General features: G+C 59.4%; 16 protein-coding genes. 14 read left to right on the top strand and 2 right to left on the bottom strand.

Features of this window, described 5'->3' with window-relative positions; translation table 11 throughout:
* Positions 1 to 14 precede the first annotated feature (14 nt).
* The gene (locus M5G20_RS06090) at positions 15 to 806 is read right to left on the bottom strand and encodes a class II aldolase/adducin family protein (protein ID WP_273918369.1); all 792 of its coding nucleotides are present in this window, start codon (positions 804 to 806) and stop codon (positions 15 to 17) included.
* Positions 807 to 1,006: 200 nt separating this feature from the next.
* Here M5G20_RS06090 and M5G20_RS06085 point away from each other — a divergent pair, with 200 nt between their 5' ends.
* Positions 1,007 to 2,968: an oxidoreductase gene (locus M5G20_RS06085; RefSeq protein ID WP_273918368.1), complete on the top strand. Its 1,962-nt coding sequence runs from the start codon at positions 1,007 to 1,009 to the stop codon at positions 2,966 to 2,968.
* Positions 2,969 to 3,131: 163 nt separating this feature from the next.
* Positions 3,132 to 3,728: a cupin domain-containing protein gene (locus tag M5G20_RS06080; protein WP_273918367.1), complete on the top strand. Its 597-nt coding sequence runs from the start codon at positions 3,132 to 3,134 to the stop codon at positions 3,726 to 3,728.
* 9 nt (positions 3,729 to 3,737) lie between these two features.
* Here M5G20_RS06080 and M5G20_RS06075 read toward each other — a convergent pair whose 3' ends face one another.
* Positions 3,738 to 4,715, bottom strand: coding sequence for an NAD-dependent epimerase (locus M5G20_RS06075; protein WP_273918366.1), 978 nt, complete (start codon positions 4,713 to 4,715; stop codon positions 3,738 to 3,740).
* Positions 4,716 to 5,318: 603 nt separating this feature from the next.
* Here M5G20_RS06075 and rfaH point away from each other — a divergent pair.
* The 12 genes from rfaH (at position 5,319) to M5G20_RS06015 (ending at position 19,478) form a co-directional block, all read left to right on the top strand.
* A complete protein-coding gene (gene rfaH, locus M5G20_RS06070; RefSeq protein WP_273918365.1) occupies positions 5,319 to 5,855 on the top strand; it encodes a transcription/translation regulatory transformer protein RfaH in 537 nt (178 codons plus the stop codon).
* A gap of 13 nt (positions 5,856 to 5,868) precedes the next feature.
* Positions 5,869 to 7,053 (top strand): outer membrane beta-barrel protein, encoded by a 1,185-nt coding sequence (locus M5G20_RS06065; protein ID WP_337994289.1) that lies wholly within the window; start codon positions 5,869 to 5,871, stop codon positions 7,051 to 7,053.
* Between the two features lie 12 nt (positions 7,054 to 7,065).
* Entirely contained in the window at positions 7,066 to 7,599 is a 534-nt protein-coding gene (locus M5G20_RS06060) for a polysaccharide biosynthesis/export family protein (RefSeq protein WP_150733057.1), read from the top strand.
* Positions 7,600 to 7,601: 2 nt separating this feature from the next.
* Positions 7,602 to 9,914 (top strand): GumC family protein, encoded by a 2,313-nt coding sequence (locus tag M5G20_RS06055; protein WP_273918363.1) that lies wholly within the window; start codon positions 7,602 to 7,604, stop codon positions 9,912 to 9,914.
* Between the two features lie 146 nt (positions 9,915 to 10,060).
* The gene (locus tag M5G20_RS06050; protein WP_273918362.1) at positions 10,061 to 11,452 is read left to right on the top strand and encodes an undecaprenyl-phosphate glucose phosphotransferase; all 1,392 of its coding nucleotides are present in this window, start codon (positions 10,061 to 10,063) and stop codon (positions 11,450 to 11,452) included.
* Between the two features lie 48 nt (positions 11,453 to 11,500).
* Positions 11,501 to 12,859: a UDP-glucose dehydrogenase family protein gene (locus M5G20_RS06045; protein ID WP_273918361.1), complete on the top strand. Its 1,359-nt coding sequence runs from the start codon at positions 11,501 to 11,503 to the stop codon at positions 12,857 to 12,859.
* The gene (locus M5G20_RS06040) at positions 12,856 to 13,560 is read left to right on the top strand and encodes a WecB/TagA/CpsF family glycosyltransferase (protein WP_273918360.1); all 705 of its coding nucleotides are present in this window, start codon (positions 12,856 to 12,858) and stop codon (positions 13,558 to 13,560) included. Before M5G20_RS06045 ends, M5G20_RS06040 begins: the two co-directional genes overlap by 4 nt.
* Before the next feature lie 2 nt (positions 13,561 to 13,562).
* Positions 13,563 to 14,645 (top strand): glycosyltransferase, encoded by a 1,083-nt coding sequence (locus M5G20_RS06035; protein ID WP_273918359.1) that lies wholly within the window; start codon positions 13,563 to 13,565, stop codon positions 14,643 to 14,645.
* Positions 14,642 to 15,754, top strand: coding sequence for a glycosyltransferase (locus M5G20_RS06030; protein ID WP_273918358.1), 1,113 nt, complete (start codon positions 14,642 to 14,644; stop codon positions 15,752 to 15,754). Before M5G20_RS06035 ends, M5G20_RS06030 begins: the two co-directional genes overlap by 4 nt.
* Positions 15,751 to 17,064 carry an O-antigen ligase family protein gene (locus tag M5G20_RS06025; RefSeq protein ID WP_273918357.1) on the top strand — a complete coding sequence of 438 codons (1,314 nt, stop codon included), beginning with the start codon at positions 15,751 to 15,753 and terminating at the stop codon, positions 17,062 to 17,064. The genes M5G20_RS06030 and M5G20_RS06025 overlap by 4 nt, the downstream gene beginning before the upstream one ends.
* Before the next feature lie 28 nt (positions 17,065 to 17,092).
* Positions 17,093 to 18,046, top strand: coding sequence for a glycosyltransferase family 2 protein (locus M5G20_RS06020; RefSeq protein WP_273918356.1), 954 nt, complete (start codon positions 17,093 to 17,095; stop codon positions 18,044 to 18,046).
* 13 nt (positions 18,047 to 18,059) lie between these two features.
* Complete coding sequence (locus tag M5G20_RS06015; protein WP_273918355.1) at positions 18,060 to 19,478, top strand: oligosaccharide flippase family protein; 1,419 nt, start codon at positions 18,060 to 18,062, stop codon at positions 19,476 to 19,478.

Raw genomic sequence — 19,478 nt, 5'->3', positions numbered from 1 at the left:
ACACCGGGCTTCGGTCAATCCCGATACCCGGGCGCGACCCGATCCAACAACCTCAGCATCGCCGCCCAAGCCAATTGCATGGCATCCGGGTCACTCAACTCACCCTCTTCCAGCGGCCGCCCTGGGTCATTGAACTGCCGCTCGGTGTGCGCGCACACCTCATGTGACGGCAAAACAATTTCGCCGGCTGCCTGCGCTGCCAGTTGAATTTCACAAGCCTTTTCCAGGTAATACATGCGCAAAAACGCCTGGCTCACCGTCTCGCCAACCGTCAGCAGCCCATGATTGCGCAGCATCAACACCGGCTTGTCCCCGAGGTCCTGGACCAGTCGCTGCTGCTCACTCATGTCCAGCGCCACGCCTTCATAGTCGTGGTAGGCCACGCGGCCATAGAACTCCATGGAAATCTGGTTCACTGGCAACAAACCACACTTCAACGCCGCCACTGCACAACCGGATTTGGTGTGGGTGTGCAACACGCATTGCGCATCCTCCCGGGCACCATGGATCGCGCTGTGAATCACGAAACCGGCCGGGTTCACCGGGTAAGGCGAGGCTTCAACGGCGTGGCCATCCAGACCAATCTTGACCAGATTCGACGCCGTAATTTCATCGAACATCAGCCCATAGGGGTTGATCAGAAAATGATGCTCCGGCCCCGGAATGCGCACCGAGATGTGGGTGAAGATCAAATCGGTCATCCGGAAATGGGCGATCAGGCGATAACAGGCAGCCAGCTCTTCACGCAGGCGTTGCTCCGTGGCACTGCGCTGCGGCGCGGTCAGAGAAGTAGCGATTTTATTCATTGTTGTGGTCTCCAGGCTGAAATCGGCTGGGTAGGACAGTAAGGCCGGTCGTGTTGCATCGTCCAGCTGACAATTCACGCTAACGCAGTCGAAAGTAAATAAACAGGTTGATTTTTTACTACAGGTAAATTTCTATAGAACAATAATAACAACGCCGAAACCCGGCCTTTCGGCTTCAGCCTGCCTGGAGTATCCGCACCATGCCGACCTCGACCCCTGCCTTCGCGCACCTGTTCGAACCCTTGGAGATTCGTGGCAAACGCCTGAAAAACCGCATCATGTCCAGCGGGCACGACACGTCGATGCCCACCGACAACCTGGTCAACGAGCAACTGATCGCCTATCACCGGGCGCGCGCCGAGGGCGGTGTCGGGCTGATCGTGCTGCAAGTGGCCGGCGTGCATGACAGCGCGCGGTACACCTCCCATGTGCTGATGGCCACCGACGACGTATGCATCGAGGGTTATCGCAAACTCGCGCAAACCTGCCACGCCCACGGCACCGTGGTGTTGTCCCAGGTGTTTCACCCCGGACGGGAAATCATGGAGTCCAGCGATGGTCTGCTGGCGGTGGCCTACTCCGCTTCGGCGGTGCCCAATGAACGCTTCCGGGTGATGCCCCGTGCGCTGGATCAGGCGATGATCGACGAGATTGTCGCCGGCTATGCCGCCGCAGCCCGACGCCTGCACCAGGCCGGGATCGATGGCGTTGAAGTGGTCGCCAGCCACGGTTATTTGCCGGCGCAATTCATCAATCCTCGGGTCAATCGCCGTACCGATGGCTACAACGGCGGGCTGGAGCAGCGCCTGCGGTTTCTGCGGGAAATCATCGCGGCGATACGGCTCGCCACTGATGAGCAGTTCATCATCGGCCTGCGCATCTGCGCCGATGAGCGAGATCCTGAAGGCCTGACCGACGACGAGTCCCTGGCCGCCGTCCAATCGCTGCAAGCACAACTCGATTACGTGCACATCGTCGCCGGCACCTCAGCTTCGTTGGGCGGCGCGGTGCACATCGTGCCGCCGATGGCCATCGAGGCGGCTTACCTGGCCAAGGAAGCCGGGACGTTCAAGGCCCGTCTGGATATTCCGCTTTTCGTGACCGGACGCATCAACCAGCCCCAGGAAGCCGAGCTTATTCTGGCCCGGGGCCAGGCCGATGTCTGCGGCATGACCCGCGCATTGATTTGCGACCCGCAGATGCCCAACAAAACCGACAACGGCCGCGCCGAAGATGTGCGCGCTTGCATCGCCTGCAATCAGGCGTGTATCGGGCACTTCCACAAGGGCTTGCCGATCTCTTGTATCCAGCACCCGGAAACCGGCCGTGAGCTGATCTTTGGCGAGCGGCAACCGGCTAAAACCCGCAAGCGCATCATGGTCGCCGGTGGTGGTCCGGCTGGCATGAAAGCGGCCACCGTCGCCGCGCAACGCGGGCATGACGTGACGTTGTACGAAGCCAGCTCACAACTCGGCGGTCAGGTGTTGCTCGCGCAATTGCTGCCACGGCGCAGCGAGTTCGGCGGGGCCAGCACCAACCTGCAACGGGAGATGGAACTGGCCGGTGTCCAGGTGGTGCGCAATACCCGCGTCGACCGCACCCTGGTGGAACAGGAAAAGCCGGACATGGTGATCATCGCCACCGGCGCCGAACCCTATTGGCCAACGTTCGAACGCGGTGGCGAGTTGCAGGTGGTGGACGCTTGGCAAGTGCTGCGTGGCGAGGTGCAGATCGGCCGTTCGGTGGTGGTGGTCGACTGGCGCTGCGACTGGATCGGCCCGGGCATCGCCGAGCATCTGACCCGCGCCGGGCATCAGGTGCAACTGGCGGTCAACGGCACCCATTGCGGGGAAAACCTGCCGTTGTATGTCCGCGATCAACTGGCCGGTGAACTGCACAAACTGGGCATTGCGATTATTCCGTACGCCCGGCTGTATGGTTGCGACGACAACACGGTGTACCTGCAACACACCGCCAGTGGCGAGCCGATGCTGCTGGAGAATATCGACACGCTGGTGTTGTGCCAGGGACACCAGCCGGTGGACACACTGGGGGCTGAGCTGCAAGGACTGGTAGAGTTTCGCCGGATCGGCGATTGCCTGGCGCCACGCACCGCCGAAGAAGCGATTTATGAAGGCCTGAAAGTCGCGTGGCAGCTTTAAGGCTGTTTATACTCCGGGGCTTTCACCGCTGTGCTTTGCAGGGGCTGGCTTGCTAGCGATGGACGTTAACGATAACGCGAACGTGGTGTCTGTACCTCCATCGCTGGCGAGCCAGCTCCTACAGAGAGCGGTAAGTCACCACCTCCCCGGTTCGGAATTTTCCATGAGCAACAACAGCAAATCACAGCCCGCAACCGGCGCCGCCGAGCCGCACTTCCTCGGCACCCGCATCCGCGGCCTGCGCAAGCGTCGGGGCATGACCCTCGCGGAACTGGCAGGCTTGAGCGAACTGACCGCCGGCTACATCAGCCAACTGGAACGCAACCTCGCCTACCCGTCGATCCCGGCATTGTTCAACATTGCCCGCAGCCTCGGCGTGACCATCCAGTGGTTCTTCGCCAGCGAGGCCAACACCGCACCCGAGGACGACGGCGTGGTGGTGCGCAAGAACAGTCGCCTGAGCGTGCATTACGAAGACGGCATCGTCGACCAGTTGCTGACACCGCAACCCAATCAAAAGCTGGAAATGCTCCACTCGCGTTTTCCACCCGGCACCTACAGTCAGCAAAGCTACAGCCACGAAGGCGAAGAAGCCGGGTATTTGCTGTCGGGGTGTTTCGAGCTATGGGTCGGCGAGCGCCACTTTCAGCTCAGCGAGGGCGACAGTTTCAGCTTCTCCAGCCAGCAACCGCACCGCTACGGCAACCCAGGCGACGTCGATGCAGTGGTGATCTGGGTCATCACCCCGCCAACCTTTTGAGCGTAAAACTCACACCTGATAAAACTGGCGATACCACCGCACAAACTGCTCCACACCGGCTGCAACCTCCACGTGCGGGGAAAAGCCGACCCAGTCTGCCAGCGCCGAAACATCAGCCCACGTATTGACGACATCGCCCGCCTGCATCGGCAAAAAGTTGCGCTGAGCTTTTATGCCCAACGCCGATTCCAGGCAGTCGACAAAATCCAGCAGCGCGACCGGTTGGCCACGCCCTATATTGAAAATCCGGTTGACGCCCTGGGCCTGCGTGTCCGGCAGCGGCGGCTTCGGACACAAGCGGACAATGCCTTCGACAATGTCGTCGATATAGGTGAAGTCCCGCGCCATCTGGCCATGGTTGTAAATATCGATGGGCCGGCCCTGTAGGATCGCTTCGGTGAACTTGAACAGCGCCATGTCCGGCCGCCCCCAAGGCCCATAAACGGTAAAAAACCGCAGCCCGCTGGCCTGTAGCCCGTAGAGGTGGCAGTAACTGTCGGCGAGCAACTCGTTGGCACGCTTGGTGGCGGCGTACAGGGAGACGGGATGCTCGACCGCGTCATCGACACTGAAGGGCAGTTTGCTGTTGGCGCCGTACACCGAGCTGCTCGACGCGTAGATCAGATGCGCGGGCCGAAAATGCCGGCAGGCTTCCAGTATGTTCAAGAAACCAACCAGATTCGATTGCGCGTAGGCATCCGGGTTATCCAGTGAATAACGGACCCCCGCCTGAGCGGCCAGGTGCACGACCTCGGTGAATCGCTCGGCTTCGAAAAGTGCCATCAAGGCAGGCTTGTCGACAATATCCATGGTGTGGAAACGGAAACCTTGCAGTTCACTCAATTGCTTGAGTCGTGCCTCTTTGAGTTGGACGCTGTAGTAAGGATTGAGGTTGTCGATGCCAACAACTTCATGACCATCAAGGCACAATTGTTTGACCGTGTGATACCCAATGAAACCCGCAGCGCCAGTCACAAGAACGGTCATAGTCCCTGCTCCATATTTCAACTCGACAGGCGACTAGTTATAGCGTCGCTAGTGCACGAGGTCCACCTCTCATAACACCCCCCAATAGTGGGTAAAGGATTGCTGACAGACCAAATCGCCGCCGACTACAAACAACGGGGAAAGTTTTTTTGGCGCGACGATTGGATAAAACACTTTATAAACAAACACTTGTAAGCTGTCATTTTTGACATTTGACCAATGGCGAATTTTTTGACTAGGAACGTTTGACAGACAGCGAAGACTGGCCGATAACTGTCAACGTCTGTTCGAACAAGACGCAAGTGTTCTTTTGCTTGTTCTTCAATGTTCCAACGACACTTCTAAATTTTCTTGTACACCGGTCCAATGTGCAGACCGTGCGGTAGCTTTGACCTTTGAGAATTAAAACTACGGGTCATGCCAGACAAATGCACTTTATAGCGTCATGCGATTAAGTCGCGCACTCTCCTGAAGCGTTTTGTGATTCATTATTGATACACGCTTGCGTCAAACCATAAAAACCAGACTTTTGCTGATTGACATTTCCTGGCTCAAATAGAGCCCCTGCCTGCTTAAACTTCGAAAACTTCAGAGTTTACCAGCATGTCAGCTATCAGCTCCGAGCAGCCTAATTGGTATCTTTTGCAATGCAAGCCACGCCAGGACGAGCGTGCCCACCTCAATTTGATTCAACAAAATTACGTAATCTTCCATCCCCAACTTACGAGTGAACGCGTCATCCGCGGGAGAAGACAGCGGGTGCTGGAATCACTCTTCCCCGGCTATTTGTTTATTCAGCTCAGCCGTACAGACAATTGGGCGCCCATACGTTCCACCCGGGGCATCAGTCGCATTGTCGAATTCAATCAAGGTCCTGCGACGGTGGCAGAACACGTCATCGAGCATTTGCGTGAGCGTTGTGTCGAGTCCTCGGCATCTAGCGCGGACGAGGCCCTTAAACCCGGCGAGCCTTTACAGTTCATCAGTGGTCCGCTGTCGCCACTGGAGGGCGTGTTCATTGCCCCGCAAGGTGCGGAACGGGTGATGATCCTGATGCAGTTTCTTAATCGGGAACAATCTGTTTGTGTGCCCTTGAACATTGTCGAACGTCAACACCGCGCACTTCATACAAACAACTAATTACTAGCCTTATATGCTTTTCGCTAGGAGCTATAAAATGGTCTTGAAGTCACGCTGCCCTTTTGCACTGATCATGGCCTCCCTATACCCTGGAATTGCCTGGAGTACTAATCCGCAACCTATTGATATCTACGGATTCGATTTCACTCCAACTTTCACATTTGCAGAAAGTTATGACGACAACTTTCGCGAACTGGAAAGCAATGTACAGGAGTCCATGATCACCAAACTGGCACCCTCCTTCGAGCTGAAGGCTGAAGACCGCAACAGCGCCACTCGATTGACCTGGCAGCCCACCCGGTACATTTACCACGAGCACACCAGCGCCTCGAACACGGCACAGCGCGTTCGCGCGGACAGCGTCATGGAGTTCACCGACCGACATCGCCTGGCACTCGACGCCGAATACCGCAAATGGCAGCGCACCGAATCGACGGCGGTCGAAGGCGAAAATGACAAGCTCAACAACAAACGGGTGGGTGGCCTCTACACCTACGGCGCCAAGAGCGCGGACAACCAGATCGATTTCGGCGCCAACTACGCAGAGCTTCGCTATGACAATGGCGATGGCGTCAATGACGACAAGGAACGTGATACCACCTCAGTCACCAGCACCTGGTACCACCGCATCGGCAGTAACACCCGCGGCCTGCTGGAATACAACTACTCCAACTTTGATTACCTGCAAGCCAACAGCCAGCGCAGCAGTAATTCCAATGCCGTACTCGCCGGTGCCGTCTGGGATATCACCGCCAAAACCACCGGTAAAGTCCGCATCGGTTACGAGAAAAAGGACTTCGACAGCAGCGAATCCAAGGACCTCGACAACCCCACGTGGCAAGTGGATATGCAATGGAAGCCACGCACCTATTCAACCTTCACCTTCGTCGCCCGCCAGGCGCTGGCCGAGGGCGACGACGGTGCCGATGCCGTGAAGTCGACCTTCACCCAGGTCGGTTGGCGCCATGGCTGGACTGAACGGATCACCACCGTGGCACAAGCCGGGTTCGGCCGATACGTCTACGAGGGCCAAAGCCGCACGGACGACCGGCAGGATTACAACCTGGCCGTGGTGTATGCGATGCGCCGGTGGCTGGAAATCGAAATGGGCTATCGGTACCGCGATAACGACTCGGATGCCGACAACGAAAGTTTTACCCGCAACGTTTTTCAGATCAGCTTCAACGTCAGCCTTTAAGAGGGTTTCGCCATGAAATCACACACTCTTGGCCTGTTGTTCGCCTTGGCAGTTTTCCCCAATACCTATGCCGCAGACCCCGGCACCCAGTACAAGCTGGCCGCCGGCGATGTCTTGCGCATTATCGTGTTTGGCGAGCCGGAGTTGAGCCTGAAAAAGATCCGCCTGAGCGATGCCGGCACCTTTTCCTACCCCTTTCTGGGCGAGATTTCCGCCAAGGGACTGACCCCCGGCCAAGTCGAAAAGATCATCGTCGACGGACTTAAACAAGGGTACCTGATCGACCCGAAAGTCAGTTTGAGCCAGATCGAATACCGCCCGTTCTACATCAACGGCGAAGTGAAAAAGCCCGGCAACTACCCCTTCATACCCGGCCTGACCCTGGAGAAAGCCATCGCCCTGGGCGGCGGCTTGACCGAACGGGCCTCGATCAAACGCGTGACCATCGTGCGCGGTGATGGCGCCGCCACACTCACCGACGAAGTGACACGCAGCACCACGATTGCCCCCGGCGATACCATTTCCATTGCACAAGGCTTTTTCTAATCATGGACAACAGCCCTAGCACCTACGTCGAACGTCCTCTGCAAACGCATCTGCATCAGCAGTACAGCGAAGACAAGGACACGATTGATCTTCTGAAACTCTGGAGGGTGATCTGGCGCGCCAAATGGAGCATCGGATGGCTGGTCCTGGTCAGCTGTCTGCTGGCGATCATTGTGGTCACGAAGATCACGCCGCAATACGTCGGCAGCACCACCTTGCTGTTCAACGATAAAACGCCACCGCTGATGTCCTTCCAGCAAGTCAAGGAATCAGGCAGCAACGCCACCGATTACTTGCAGACACAACAGGCGCTCCTGCAATCACGAGACCTCGCCGAACGCGCGGTGAAAACACTCGACCTGACCACCCACCCGATCACCGACCCGCGCCAGCAACCGAAACCCTGGTTCACGCCGCGCCAATGGCTGGCCGACCTCAACCTCGATCAATGGATTCCTGAACTGGGTCGGTTGATGCCTGTGCAGGAAACGCCAACTGAAGAAGACGTCTTCAATATCGTCACCCAGAACCTGATGCTGCACACCAGCGTGAAGTTCGTCGGCAAGAGCCAGTTGCTGGAAATCGAGGTCGAGCTGCCGGACCCTGTTCTGGCGGCAGCGGCGGCCAATGCGTTGGCGAAGGGCTTTACCGACAGCCAACTCGACACCAGCGAGAAATCCTCGCAAACCACGACGGCCTGGATGAACACACGCCTGGTGGAGCTGCGCAATAACTTGCGGGCGGCCGAGAAGAAGCTTCAAGGCTATCGGGAAGAGCAAGGTCTGGTCGACGTTGGCGGGGTCGCAACCATCAGCGCCAACGAACTGGAAATGACCGGCAATCGCATGGTCGACGCCCGTCGCAACCGCGCTGAAGCGGAGAGCGAGTACCGTCAGGCGAAGTCCCTGAGCAATGGTGATCTGAGCCGACTCTCCAGCGTCCCTGCGGTCTTGAGTAACCCATTGGTCCAGCAATTCCAGGCTGAACGGGCCAAGGCACAAGCCAAGGTCGAGGAGCTGTCGGGGCGCTATGGTCCCAAACACCCGAGCCTGGTGTCCGCGCAGTCGGAACTGCGCGCCGCCACCACCAGCCTGCAACTCCAGGTGCAACAAGTGGTGGCCGGTATCGAACGGCAATACCAGCTCGCCTCTGCCAGCGAAGCCTCGCTGCGTCAATCCTTCAACAGCAACAAGGCGCAGATCCAGGACATTGCCCGCAAGGAGTTCCAGCTGCGCGAGTTCCAGCGTGAGGTCGACAGCACCCGCGCGCTGTATGAAACCTTCGTCACCCGGCTCAAAGAAACCACGGCCACCGCCGACATGGACTCGACAAAAGTGCGCATCGTCGACCCGGCCATCGTACCTACCGAAGCGAGCAAACCCCGTAAAACATTGATTGTCGGGATCGTCGGCTTAATCGCTGCGGTGATCGGCGTGGCCCTGGCCCTGCTCTTCGAGAGCCTGAGCAATACCTTCAAAACCGATGAAACGATTGAGAGCGCGCTTAACATTCCTCTGCTCAGCGTCGTACCGCTGGTGAGGAAAAAAAGCCGCCGGCAACTGGCCCGTTTGTTCGAAGACAACGACAACCCGCGCTTTAGCGAGACCATTCGCAATCTGCGCACCTGGCTGATGTTGCAAGGCAGCGAAATGCCGTCGCAGGTAGTGCTGGTGACGTCGACCGTCGCCGGTGAAGGTAAAAGCACCATCGCCAACAACCTGGCCAGTTCGCTCGCTTCACTGGAGCGCGTGCTGTTGATCGATGCGGACATGCGCCAGCCAACGCTTTCGCTGAACTTTGACTTTCCGCCCGACAGCCCGGGGCTGGCCAATGTCATTGCCGGCACCGCAAGGCTCGAAGACTGTATCGTTTCGGTAGGCAATCTGGACATGCTGCCGGCCGGGATGGTCATCCCCCCTTCGCTGGATCTGTTCTCTGCGCCGCGCCTGCCGTCTCCAGCGGATGCTCTCAACCCGGCACGCCAGCCTCCGCCGCAGGATCTGCTCAGTTCACCGCGCATGGCGCGCATGCTCGATGCGCTGAAATCGCGTTACCGCCACATCATTATCGACTCGCCGCCTGCGGAGATGATCAGCGACGCGCTATTGCTGGCCAAGCACTCGGACGCAGTGATCTACGTGGTCAAGGCTGACAGTACGCCGATCAGCCAGGTGCAGAGAGGCATTGCCATGTTGCAACAAAGCCAGGTGTCGGTATTCGGTACCGTCCTCAACCAGGTAGACCTGCGCAAGGCGCGCAAGTACGGCTACCACCATTCCAAAACGTTTTATGACTATGACTTCGCCCCCCGGTAACGCCTGACCGCCCTGGTCTGTCGCTACGCCTTTCACTGCCATCACAACCGTTCGCTTCACCTCTGCCGAGCTACGGAAAGCCTGCGGGAGCTTCGCCGTGCCCGCTCCTTCAGTGCTGATGAATTCATTGCCTCGAGGTCAAGCCCATGACACCGCTCTATACCGCTCACATGACACACCGCCGAGGCCTGACGTTCTGGGGCCAGTGGTTGTGTGCGATGACGCTGACCATCGCGCTTTTGATGCTGCTCGTGCACTGGCGTGTTGGCAGCCTGACCAGCGAATACCGCACCCTGATGATCCTGACGGTGCTCGGCTCGGTGCCGATCTACAGCATGATGCAGGTCTTCCACAAACGTCATGGCCTGGTGGTCGGGATCGGCCGCTTACTGGCCGGCTGGTTGATCCTGCTGGCCGTTCTGGCGGCCATTGCCTTCATCACCCAGACCAGCGCGATTTACTCGCGCCAGGTCATCGTGGCCTGGGCGGTGCTGGGATTTCTCGTCCAGGTGGGCAGTTTTCTGCCCCTGCATTACTTCGCCCGACTGCATTCGAAGATGATCTGCAACGGGCGCCGTTCAGTGATCATCGGCACCTGCCCGACGGCCCATGAACTGGCGAAAAAACTCTCCAGTCCCAACCGCGCGCTGGCCCTGGGATTCATCGCCACTGCCCATGACAGCGGCCCCGCTCCCAGCATCCTGCCGCTGCTCGGCCACGTTGACGCGATTCGCGAAATCCTCACGCGCCTGGAGGTGCGGCGCGTCTACATCGTGCTGACCATGGAACACGCCGCCACCATTGAAGCGCTCTACATCGACCTGCTGGACATGAACGTCGACGTGGTGTGGATCCCGGATTTCGGCAGCATGGTGCTGCTCAACCATTCGATCTCTGAAATAGAACGAATGCCGGCCATCTATCTCAACGAAAGCCTGCTCAGCTCGCACCCCGCCAGCCTGTTTTGCAAGGACCTGTTCGAACGCAGCCTGGCGGCCATGGCCATTCTTGTCCTCAGCCCGTTGCTGTTGGTGGTGGCGATTACCGTCAAGCTGACCTCTGCCGGCCCGGTGTTGTTCATGCAAAATCGCCACGGCTGCAACGGCGAAGTGATCAAGGTCTGGAAGTTTCGCTCGATGCGCCTGCACGACGACCGCGACGTGCGCCAGGCCACCCGTGACGATGATCGCGTCACGCCGTTCGGACGCTTCTTGCGCCGCAGTTCCATCGACGAATTGCCCCAGCTGTTCAACGTCTTGTCCGGCCAGATGGCCCTCGTCGGCCCCCGCCCCCACGCCGTCACCCACAACATTTATTACACCGGCAAAGTCCGCGCCTACATGGCCCGCCACCGGCTCAAGCCTGGCATCACTGGCCTGGCCCAGATCACCGGGCATCGAGGCGAAACCGAAACCGTGGAAAAGATGCAGCTGCGCGTCGCCCAGGACCTCAACTACATCAACCAATGGTCGCTGTGGCTCGACATCAAAATCCTCATCAAGACCCCCTTCACGCTGTTCTCGAAAAACATCTACTGACCCCCCGCCCCATCGCAGATCACTGTCACGACGACCTGAGGTTTGACCATGAATGTGAGCGTATTCGGTATTGGCTATGTGGGCCTTGTCCAAGGTGCCGCACTGGCAGAGGTCGGGCACAACGTGCTCTGCGTCGATGTCGACACGGCCAGGGTGGAGGCACTGAAGGAAGGCACGTTGCCGATCTACGAGCCAGGCCTGAGAAGCCTGGTGCGCGAGAACTATCAAAGCGGGCGGCTGCGGTTCGGCACAGACCTGGCCAGCGCGGTTCACCATGGCGACGTGCTGTTGATCGCCGTCGGTACGCCGCCTGACGAAGACGGTTCGGCGGATCTGCAATACGTGTTGAGCGTGGCGCAGACCATCGCGCTGAACATGGACCGTCACCAGATCGTCGTCGACAAATCCACCGTGCCGGTCGGAACCGGTGACCTGGTGCGCGCACGCATCGAGCAGGTACTGGCCGAGAACGATCGCAGCGACCTGACGTTCGACGTGGTCTCCAATCCGGAATTTCTCAAGGAAGGCTGCGCGGTGGAAGACTGCATGCGCCCCGACCGGATCATCATCGGCACCGACAGCCCGCACGCCGAAGCGGTCATGCGCGAACTGTACGAACCGTTCAATCGCAGCCGCGAAAAGATCATCGTCATGGACGTTCGCAGCGCCGAACTGACCAAGTACGCCGCCAACTGCATGCTGGCGACCAAGATCAGCTTCATGAACGAAATGGCCAGCCTCGCCGAAAAGCTGGGCGCCGATATCGAGATGGTGCGCCACGGCATCGGCTCCGATCCACGCATCGGTTATCAGTTCATCTACCCGGGCCTGGGCTACGGAGGTTCGTGCTTTCCCAAGGACGTGAAGGCGCTGATACATGCCGCCACCAGCGTCGACATTGATGCCCGGTTGCTCAAGGCCGTCGAGGCACGCAACCAGGAGCAGAAAGCCAGCCTGTACAACAAGATCCTCGATCACTTCGACGGCGCGCTTCGCGGCAAAACCTTTGCCCTGTGGGGCCTGAGCTTCAAACCCAACACCGACGACATGCGCGAAGCCCCCAGTCGGGTATTGATGGAGGCCTTGTGGCAGGCCGGTGCCCGCGTCCAGGCGTTCGACCCCAAAGCCATGGAAGAGGCCCAGCGTATTTATGGTGCGCGCGATGACCTGACACTGGCGGGCACCAAGGAAGCGTCACTGAAAAATGCCGACGCACTGATCATCGTCACCGAGTGGCAGTCGTTTCGGGCGCCGGACTTCGACCTGCTGGCGCGGCAACTCAAGCAACCGCTGATCTTCGATGGCCGCAATCTGTTCGACCCGCAGCGTTTGAGCAAACGCGGCTTTACCTACATTTCCGTGGGCCGTCAGACCCCTTCCGTCTTTCAAGAAGGAGTGGCGCCATGATCAGGCTGGAATTGATCGGGCAATTTTCCCCGAAGCTGCTGGACGCGAACCAGGCGTATTCCTTCATCAACTTTGCGTCCATTGGCAGTTTCTTCGAAAAAGCCCCGAGCTCCGTCGCCTACTTTTGCGACGGCATGTTGATGTCGACGTTCATGTCCCGGGTGACAGGCCGCACGATCGGCCGGGTCAGCTTTGACTTCACGTCCATTGCCGACCTGGTACTCGGCAGTGCCGAGCAACAGGGCAAACGCGTGTATTTCGTTGGCGCACGACAGAGCGAACTGGAGCTGTTCATCAGCAAGATCAAGGCGCTCTACCCACACCTGACCATCGCCGGCTATCACAACGGTTACTTCAATGCGGCCCAGGCCGAGAGCATTCAGGCCGACATCTGCCGCAGCGAAGCAAACATTCTGATCGTCGGCCTGGGTGCCGGATTGCAAGAGCAGTTCGAACAGGACGCGATGCGCGCAGGCTTTCGTGGTGTGGCGTTCACCTGCGGCGGGTTCATTCGCCAGGAAGCCCTGGCCACGCGGCAATACTACCCGGCGGTGATCGATCGCCTGCATATGCGCGCGTTTTATCGAATGTACCGCGAACCCCATACGATCAAACGCTACTTCATCGACTACCCAAGCAACTTCCTGCACCTGCTGGCGATGCTCGCCCGGCACAAAGTCGCCATCAGCGTTGGGGAATGACCATGCACATTCTGTTCATTCTCAAGGATTTCAATTCCGGTGGCGGCGTTGAGCGAGTGCAGCAACGGTTATCCGAGCAATTTCTCAAGGATGGCCAGCGCGTGAGCTTCTTCGTCATGAACGGTGAGACGCCGGACACCACAGGCGCAGAACGCCATAACAACGGCGGTGGCAACGGCATCGTCGGCCTGCTCCGGTCGATCGTTCTGTTACGCCGGCTGATTCGTCGCGAGGGCGTCACCCACCTCATTTCCGCCAAGGAACAGGCCAACGTCTGCACCTGGTTCGCCACCTTGGGCAGTGCCTGCAAAGTCATCTATAGCCGACACGTGACACTCGATTGCACCGAGCAGAAAACCGGCCCCTCCAGCCTGCGCCTTCTCTATGCCTTGTACCTCTGCGGCAGCGGCAAAGTGGTGACGGTCTCCACGGCATTGCGCCAGTCCCTCGTCGACATGCTGCCCTGGGGTCGACAGCGAGTGCGCTATTGCCCCAACGCGGTCATCACCGAGCAGCTGTTTCAAGCCGCGCAGGCGCCACTGCCCGCCGGGTTACCCGGTGACTACTGGTTGGGCCTGGGCAGATTGACGCAACAGAAAGGCTTTCACCTGTTGCTCGATGCCTACGCCATGGCGCTGCAACGCCAGGCGCTGCCAGACCTGGTGATCGCCGGCGACGGTCCGTTACGCGAAGCACTGACCGCCCAGGCACAACGCCTGGGTATCGGGCAGCGGGTGCACTTCACCGGTTTCCTGCGCAACCCCTATCCCCTGCTCAGGCATGCACGCCTGTTCATTCTCAGCTCTCTTCATGAAGGCATGCCGACCGTACTGATCGAGGCCTTGGCGCTGGGTACGCCGGTGCTGGCATGCGACTGCGAGACCGGTCCCAGGGAACTGCTGGACAACGGCCAGCTGGGCCTGTTGGTCAACGCCAACGATGTTCCGGCATTGGCCGATGGCATGCGGCGAAGCCTGACATCAAGGGGGCAAGTGGCACCCAGCGAAAAAATGCTCACCGACGCCATCCGTCCCTACACCAGCCAGCACGCGGCGCAGGCGTATTACCAGGTATGGAACCAATGAAAAAGTTGCTGATTATCCTGCATGACCTCAGCGCCGGCGGGGCCGAGAAAATGATGATGCGTCTTGCCGCGGCACTGGTCGACGCAGGCAATGACGTGACCTTGTTACTGCTGACCGGCGGCGGGCCCAATGCAGCGCACCTCGACCCCCGTGTCAAAAAGGTTGAATTGCGCAGCCCACGCACCTCGCGCGCGGTGCCGGCACTCGCGCGGTTTCTTCGCGCCAATCGCTTTGATGCGCAACTGGCGGCCCTCACCCACGTCAACGTGGTGGCAATCGCCGCTGCCCTGCTGTCCGGCACCCTGGCGCGGCTGCATGTCAGCGAGCGCAATGCCTTTTCCCATGACAAACACGTTAACCCCGACTTCATGGTGCGGGTCGCATATCGGGTGGCACCGCTGCTGTATCGGCTGATTCCCAACCCGGTGATCTGCGTCTCCCGCGGTGTCGCCCAGGACCTGATCGATACCACCATTGCGCGCCGCCGCGACGTGACCACTGCCGACAACCCGGTGCTCGACGACAACTTCCGCGAGAAGACGCCGGGGCTGCCAAGCCACCGCTGGCTCCTGGAAAAGTCCGGCACGGTGATTGTCGCCGTTGGTCGCCTGGCGCCGCAAAAAGGCTTCGACACCCTGATCACGGCATTCGCCGCGTTACCGGACAAGGGCGTGCGCCTGATCATTTTTGGTGAAGGCGCACTCAGGGTCCGATTGCTGGAACAGGCACTGACACTGGGCGTCGCCGATCGCGTCGACCTGCCGGGCTACACCGACGATCCCCTGGCAGAGGTGGCAGCGGCCGATTGCTTTGTGTTGTCGTCTCGGTTCGAGGGCAGTCCCAATGCGCTGGTAGAAGCCTTGTCCACGGGCACCCCGGTGGTCGCGACTCGCTGCCCCCATGGCCCCCAGGACATCCTCATCGACGGCGTGGTTGCACCGCTTGTTGCCGTCGACGACCCGATCGCACTGGCGCAGGCGATTGCCCTGCAACTCGCCACACCGCGCAACCTGCAACGTCATGAACGCCTTGAGGCAGCCGCCCGATTCAAGAATGCCAGCGCGGTGCAAACCTACCTCGCGGCGTTGCTAGGGAGCCGGGCATCATGAGCAGACTCCAGGTCAGATACTCGACGCTACGCGATGGCTTCACTTTGTTTGGCGTGCTGTTCTACATCCAGGTGCTGACATTTGTGCTCGGACTCGGTGGCGGATCCGGCTTCGGCGACATCGGTAAAGATCTCGAAGGCAATGTCGCCAATCAGGTCTGCGGCCTGATCACACTGCTGGTGCCCTTGTACTTCTTCATCCGCAACAAGGTGTTCCTGAGCAAAACCTTTTACCGCAGCAATTTTTTTCTGCTGGTGTTCCTGCTCTGTGTCATCGCATCGATCGGCTGGTCCTACGACCCGATGCTCAGTCTCAAGCGGTTCATCGCGATGCTCGGCGTGGTGTTCTTTGCCGGGTTCATTGCCTATAACTACCCCCTTGAAAAAATCACCTTCATGCTCGGTTGTGCCATCGGCATAGCGGCGCTGATCGGCTTGATACTTGCGGTGGTCATGCCAAGCGTCGCGTTTTTATCCGGTGGTATCCGTGACGGCGCCTTCAAGGGGATTTTCACCGAAAAGAACGCCGGCGCACGGCTCAACGCGATCGCCATCCTGTTGTTGCTGCCGATGATCCGCCAGGGCAACCGCTGGGCCCTCTTCTGCTCGTTTTTTTCGCTGATCGCCGTCCTGCTCGCCCAGTCGGCGACCGGCGTGGCATTGATCGTTTCGGGAACGGTGAGTTACTGGTACTTCCTCACATTGATCCGTTTGCGGATCAACCGCTCGCAGTGGCTGTTCTTCGGTTGCACGCTGGTGTTTCTGCTGGTTTGCCTGTTGCTCTACAACCACATTGCCTGGCTGCTGGAGGTGGCCGGTCGCGATCCGTCATTGACGGACCGCACGCTGATCTGGGAGCTGCTTGCGCCCTTTGTCGACCAGCAATGGCTCAAGGGCTACGGCTTCGGCGCCTTTTGGGCCAGTGCCGACGCCGATGCGTTCATCACGCGCTGGGGCTATATCGGCAACGCCCACAGCGGCTACATGGAGACCCTGCTCAATGGCGGCGTTATCCAGTTGACGGCGTTGGTGCTGCTACTGGGCGAGGCGCTGCTCAAGCAATACCGCGCCGTGACCGCGAACCAGGCGGCACAGTTTCGCGCCAGCGCCCTGGTGATCATCGGCTTGTTCGCCGTCACCAATTATGTGGCGTACGTGATTCCCAACTACCGCTCTGCCGAGTTCCTGGTGTTCTGCACCCTGGCCCTGTCCTTTCGGCGTCACTACGCGCCCTGCCCCGAATCAACACCGACAACCCTGCGCCAGCGTCCGTCCGGCCAGGCATTCGCGCGCGATTGCGCCAAGGCGTAACCCAAGGCTTAAAACAGGAGAAACACCCGTGCGAAACCAAGCCCCTGCTTCAGCGCATACAGTGTGCGTGGTCATCCCGATGTACAACGGCGCCGCCAGCATCGAGCAAACGCTGGTGTCCCTGGCCAAGCAAACCCGCCTGCCCGATCACGTCATCGTCATTGACGACGGTTCCACCGATGACGGCCCCCAACGGGTCAAGGACTTCACCGCGCCGTTTCGCCTGACGCTGCTGCAGCAAGCCAACGAAGGCCAGGCCAGCGCCCGCAACCACGGCATGCGCCACTCTCAAGAGACGTTTGTGGCGATGCTCGACGCCGATGACCAATGGCGTCCACAAAAACTGGAGCTGCAGCTGGCGCTGTACGACGAGCTGACTCATCAGGGTCGCAAGGTCGGGTTGGTCGACTGCTACACGCAGGTCAACTACAGCGACGGCAGGCGGCAACTGGACAACCTGCTCAAGAACGGCATGCATTTCTACGATTTCATCCGCGCCAACGTTCTCAATGGCGTTTCCGCCGCACTGGTCAGGCGCGACGTGATCATGGAACTGGGTGGCTTCGATGCCGGCCTGCGTTACTGCGAAGACCGCTTCATGTGGACCCGAATCGCCGAGCACTGGGAGATCCACACCGTGCCGCAGGTGCTGCTCGAGCGCACGGTCAACAGCGGCAACATGACCGCAAACCCGAAAAAGCACTATCAGAACAAGATCAGGTTCATCGAGGTGTACCTCGACCGCTACGCCGCGCAGTTGAGCAAGCAGCAACAGATCGAATTCGTGCTGGCCAATCACACCGACTTTCTCAATACGTTTTCCCGAGGCGGCGAGCATGTCGAGGTGATCGACGTGTACCAGCGAATGTTCAAGCATTCCTGGCAAACCCTGTTCTTCGATCACGGCAAACCGACCTTGCGCTACCTCTACGCCTGCGCCAAAACATGGCGCAAGCCAACGGCGTCAACCACCGCTCATTGAACCGGTATCCGCCATGGCCAACCGTCGCCTCACTACCCTGGGCTGGATCTTCACCGAGAAGTTCGGCCTGATCTTCCTGTCGATGATCACCTTTGTCGTGTATGCCCGACTGCTGTCTCCGGCGGAGCTGGGTGTGGGCACGATCATCATTGCCATCGTCGAGTTGATCGGGCTGATTTATTCATCGGTGCTGGAAGACCCGCTGGTGCGACTCGAGCGGCTGGAGGACAAGCACATCAGCACCGCCTTCTGGGCGGCGGTACTGGTGAGCCTGGTTTCGATCGTATTCATCTCGGGTGCGGCGACGCTGTACACGTCCGAGCCACTGCTGCAATGGATGACGGCGGTGGCGTCGGTGAAAATCCTCTTCACCATGATGGCGCGTGTCTATGTCGCGCAAATGCGCCGCAGCGGCGACTTCAAGACGCTGGCGTCGCGAACGTTACTGGGCAAGGTGTTTGGTGGCGTTGGCGGCATCGCTGTCGCGCTTTGCGGGTTGGGGGCCTGGGCGGTCATTGCCCAGGCCCTGATCATGGAGCTGGTGTCCATCATCGTATTGATGCGCGCAGACCCGCGGCGCATTGCCTTTCATATTGACGGTCCGGTCCTGCGCGAACTGTTGAAGGCCGGTACACCGGTTGCCATCAACGCACTGAGCTCTCAAACCCTTCAGCGCGGGGTCAACGTGGTGCTCGGGATGGCGGCTGGCGCCAACGCGGTCGGCATGTTCAACATGGCGATGCGCATCATCGATCTGCCACGCACGGCGATTTATAACGGTCTGCTGAGCTATGCGCTGCCGGCGTTCTCCCGGCGCAGTGCAGAGCCGTCGCGATTGCTCGGGATCATTGACGACTCGACCGCCGTCAGCGGCTTTCTGTTGACGCCTTTGTTCCTGGGGATCGCACTCACGGCGAACGACGTCATCCTGTTGATCTTCGGCGCCAAGTGGGCCGATGCCATTCCCCTGCTGCAAGTGCTGGCCTGCGCGGCGGCCATTGGCAACACCGCCATGTACGCCACCACGGCACTGGTGGCGGTCAACCGCAGCCACCTCACGATCAAGGCTGAAGTGGTGACCACGGTGCTGGCGCTGGCACTGGTCTACGGCCTGGGCAGCGTTTATGGCGGCATGGCCGCGGCCCTCGCCCTGCTGGCGCGGATGCTGATCATCACGCCGCTGCAAATCCGCGGCCTCAACGCCGCTATCGGTTACGGCTGGCGCCGGTTCTTCGACTGCAATTACCGCAGCGTGATTGCCTCGCTCGTCATGGCAGCGACCGTGTTGTACGTGTCGTCGCTCTCAGGTTTTGAAGGTTACCTGCACCTGATCTGCAACATCGTGGCAGGCGCGCTCAGCTATGCCGTGGCGTATAGCGTCATGCACCCGCGCTGGCCGCAAGAATTCAAATCGGTTTTCACCACCCGCTGA

This window comes from Pseudomonas sp. TNT2022 ID1044, assembly GCF_028656895.1.
Taxonomy (GTDB): domain Bacteria; phylum Pseudomonadota; class Gammaproteobacteria; order Pseudomonadales; family Pseudomonadaceae; genus Aquipseudomonas; species Aquipseudomonas reinekei.
Note: the sequence above shows the minus strand (reverse complement) of the source record. Positions and strands in the feature narration are given on the sequence as shown.

Excerpts from the sequence above, each read along its gene's own strand:
- M5G20_RS06090 (WP_273918369.1), bottom strand. The coding sequence starts at position 806 with ATGAATAAAATCGCTACTTCTCTGACCGCGCCGCAGCGCAGTGCCACG.
- M5G20_RS06085 (WP_273918368.1), top strand. The coding sequence starts at position 1,007 with ATGCCGACCTCGACCCCTGCCTTCGCGCACCTGTTCGAACCCTTGGAG.
- M5G20_RS06080 (WP_273918367.1), top strand. The coding sequence starts at position 3,132 with ATGAGCAACAACAGCAAATCACAGCCCGCAACCGGCGCCGCCGAGCCG.
- M5G20_RS06075 (WP_273918366.1), bottom strand. The coding sequence starts at position 4,715 with ATGACCGTTCTTGTGACTGGCGCTGCGGGTTTCATTGGGTATCACACG.
- rfaH (WP_273918365.1), top strand. The coding sequence starts at position 5,319 with ATGTCAGCTATCAGCTCCGAGCAGCCTAATTGGTATCTTTTGCAATGC.
- M5G20_RS06065 (WP_337994289.1), top strand. The coding sequence starts at position 5,869 with ATGCTTTTCGCTAGGAGCTATAAAATGGTCTTGAAGTCACGCTGCCCT.
- M5G20_RS06060 (WP_150733057.1), top strand. The coding sequence starts at position 7,066 with ATGAAATCACACACTCTTGGCCTGTTGTTCGCCTTGGCAGTTTTCCCC.
- M5G20_RS06055 (WP_273918363.1), top strand. The coding sequence starts at position 7,602 with ATGGACAACAGCCCTAGCACCTACGTCGAACGTCCTCTGCAAACGCAT.
- M5G20_RS06050 (WP_273918362.1), top strand. The coding sequence starts at position 10,061 with ATGACACCGCTCTATACCGCTCACATGACACACCGCCGAGGCCTGACG.
- M5G20_RS06045 (WP_273918361.1), top strand. The coding sequence starts at position 11,501 with ATGAATGTGAGCGTATTCGGTATTGGCTATGTGGGCCTTGTCCAAGGT.
- M5G20_RS06040 (WP_273918360.1), top strand. The coding sequence starts at position 12,856 with ATGATCAGGCTGGAATTGATCGGGCAATTTTCCCCGAAGCTGCTGGAC.
- M5G20_RS06035 (WP_273918359.1), top strand. The coding sequence starts at position 13,563 with ATGCACATTCTGTTCATTCTCAAGGATTTCAATTCCGGTGGCGGCGTT.
- M5G20_RS06030 (WP_273918358.1), top strand. The coding sequence starts at position 14,642 with ATGAAAAAGTTGCTGATTATCCTGCATGACCTCAGCGCCGGCGGGGCC.
- M5G20_RS06025 (WP_273918357.1), top strand. The coding sequence starts at position 15,751 with ATGAGCAGACTCCAGGTCAGATACTCGACGCTACGCGATGGCTTCACT.
- M5G20_RS06015 (WP_273918355.1), top strand. The coding sequence starts at position 18,060 with ATGGCCAACCGTCGCCTCACTACCCTGGGCTGGATCTTCACCGAGAAG.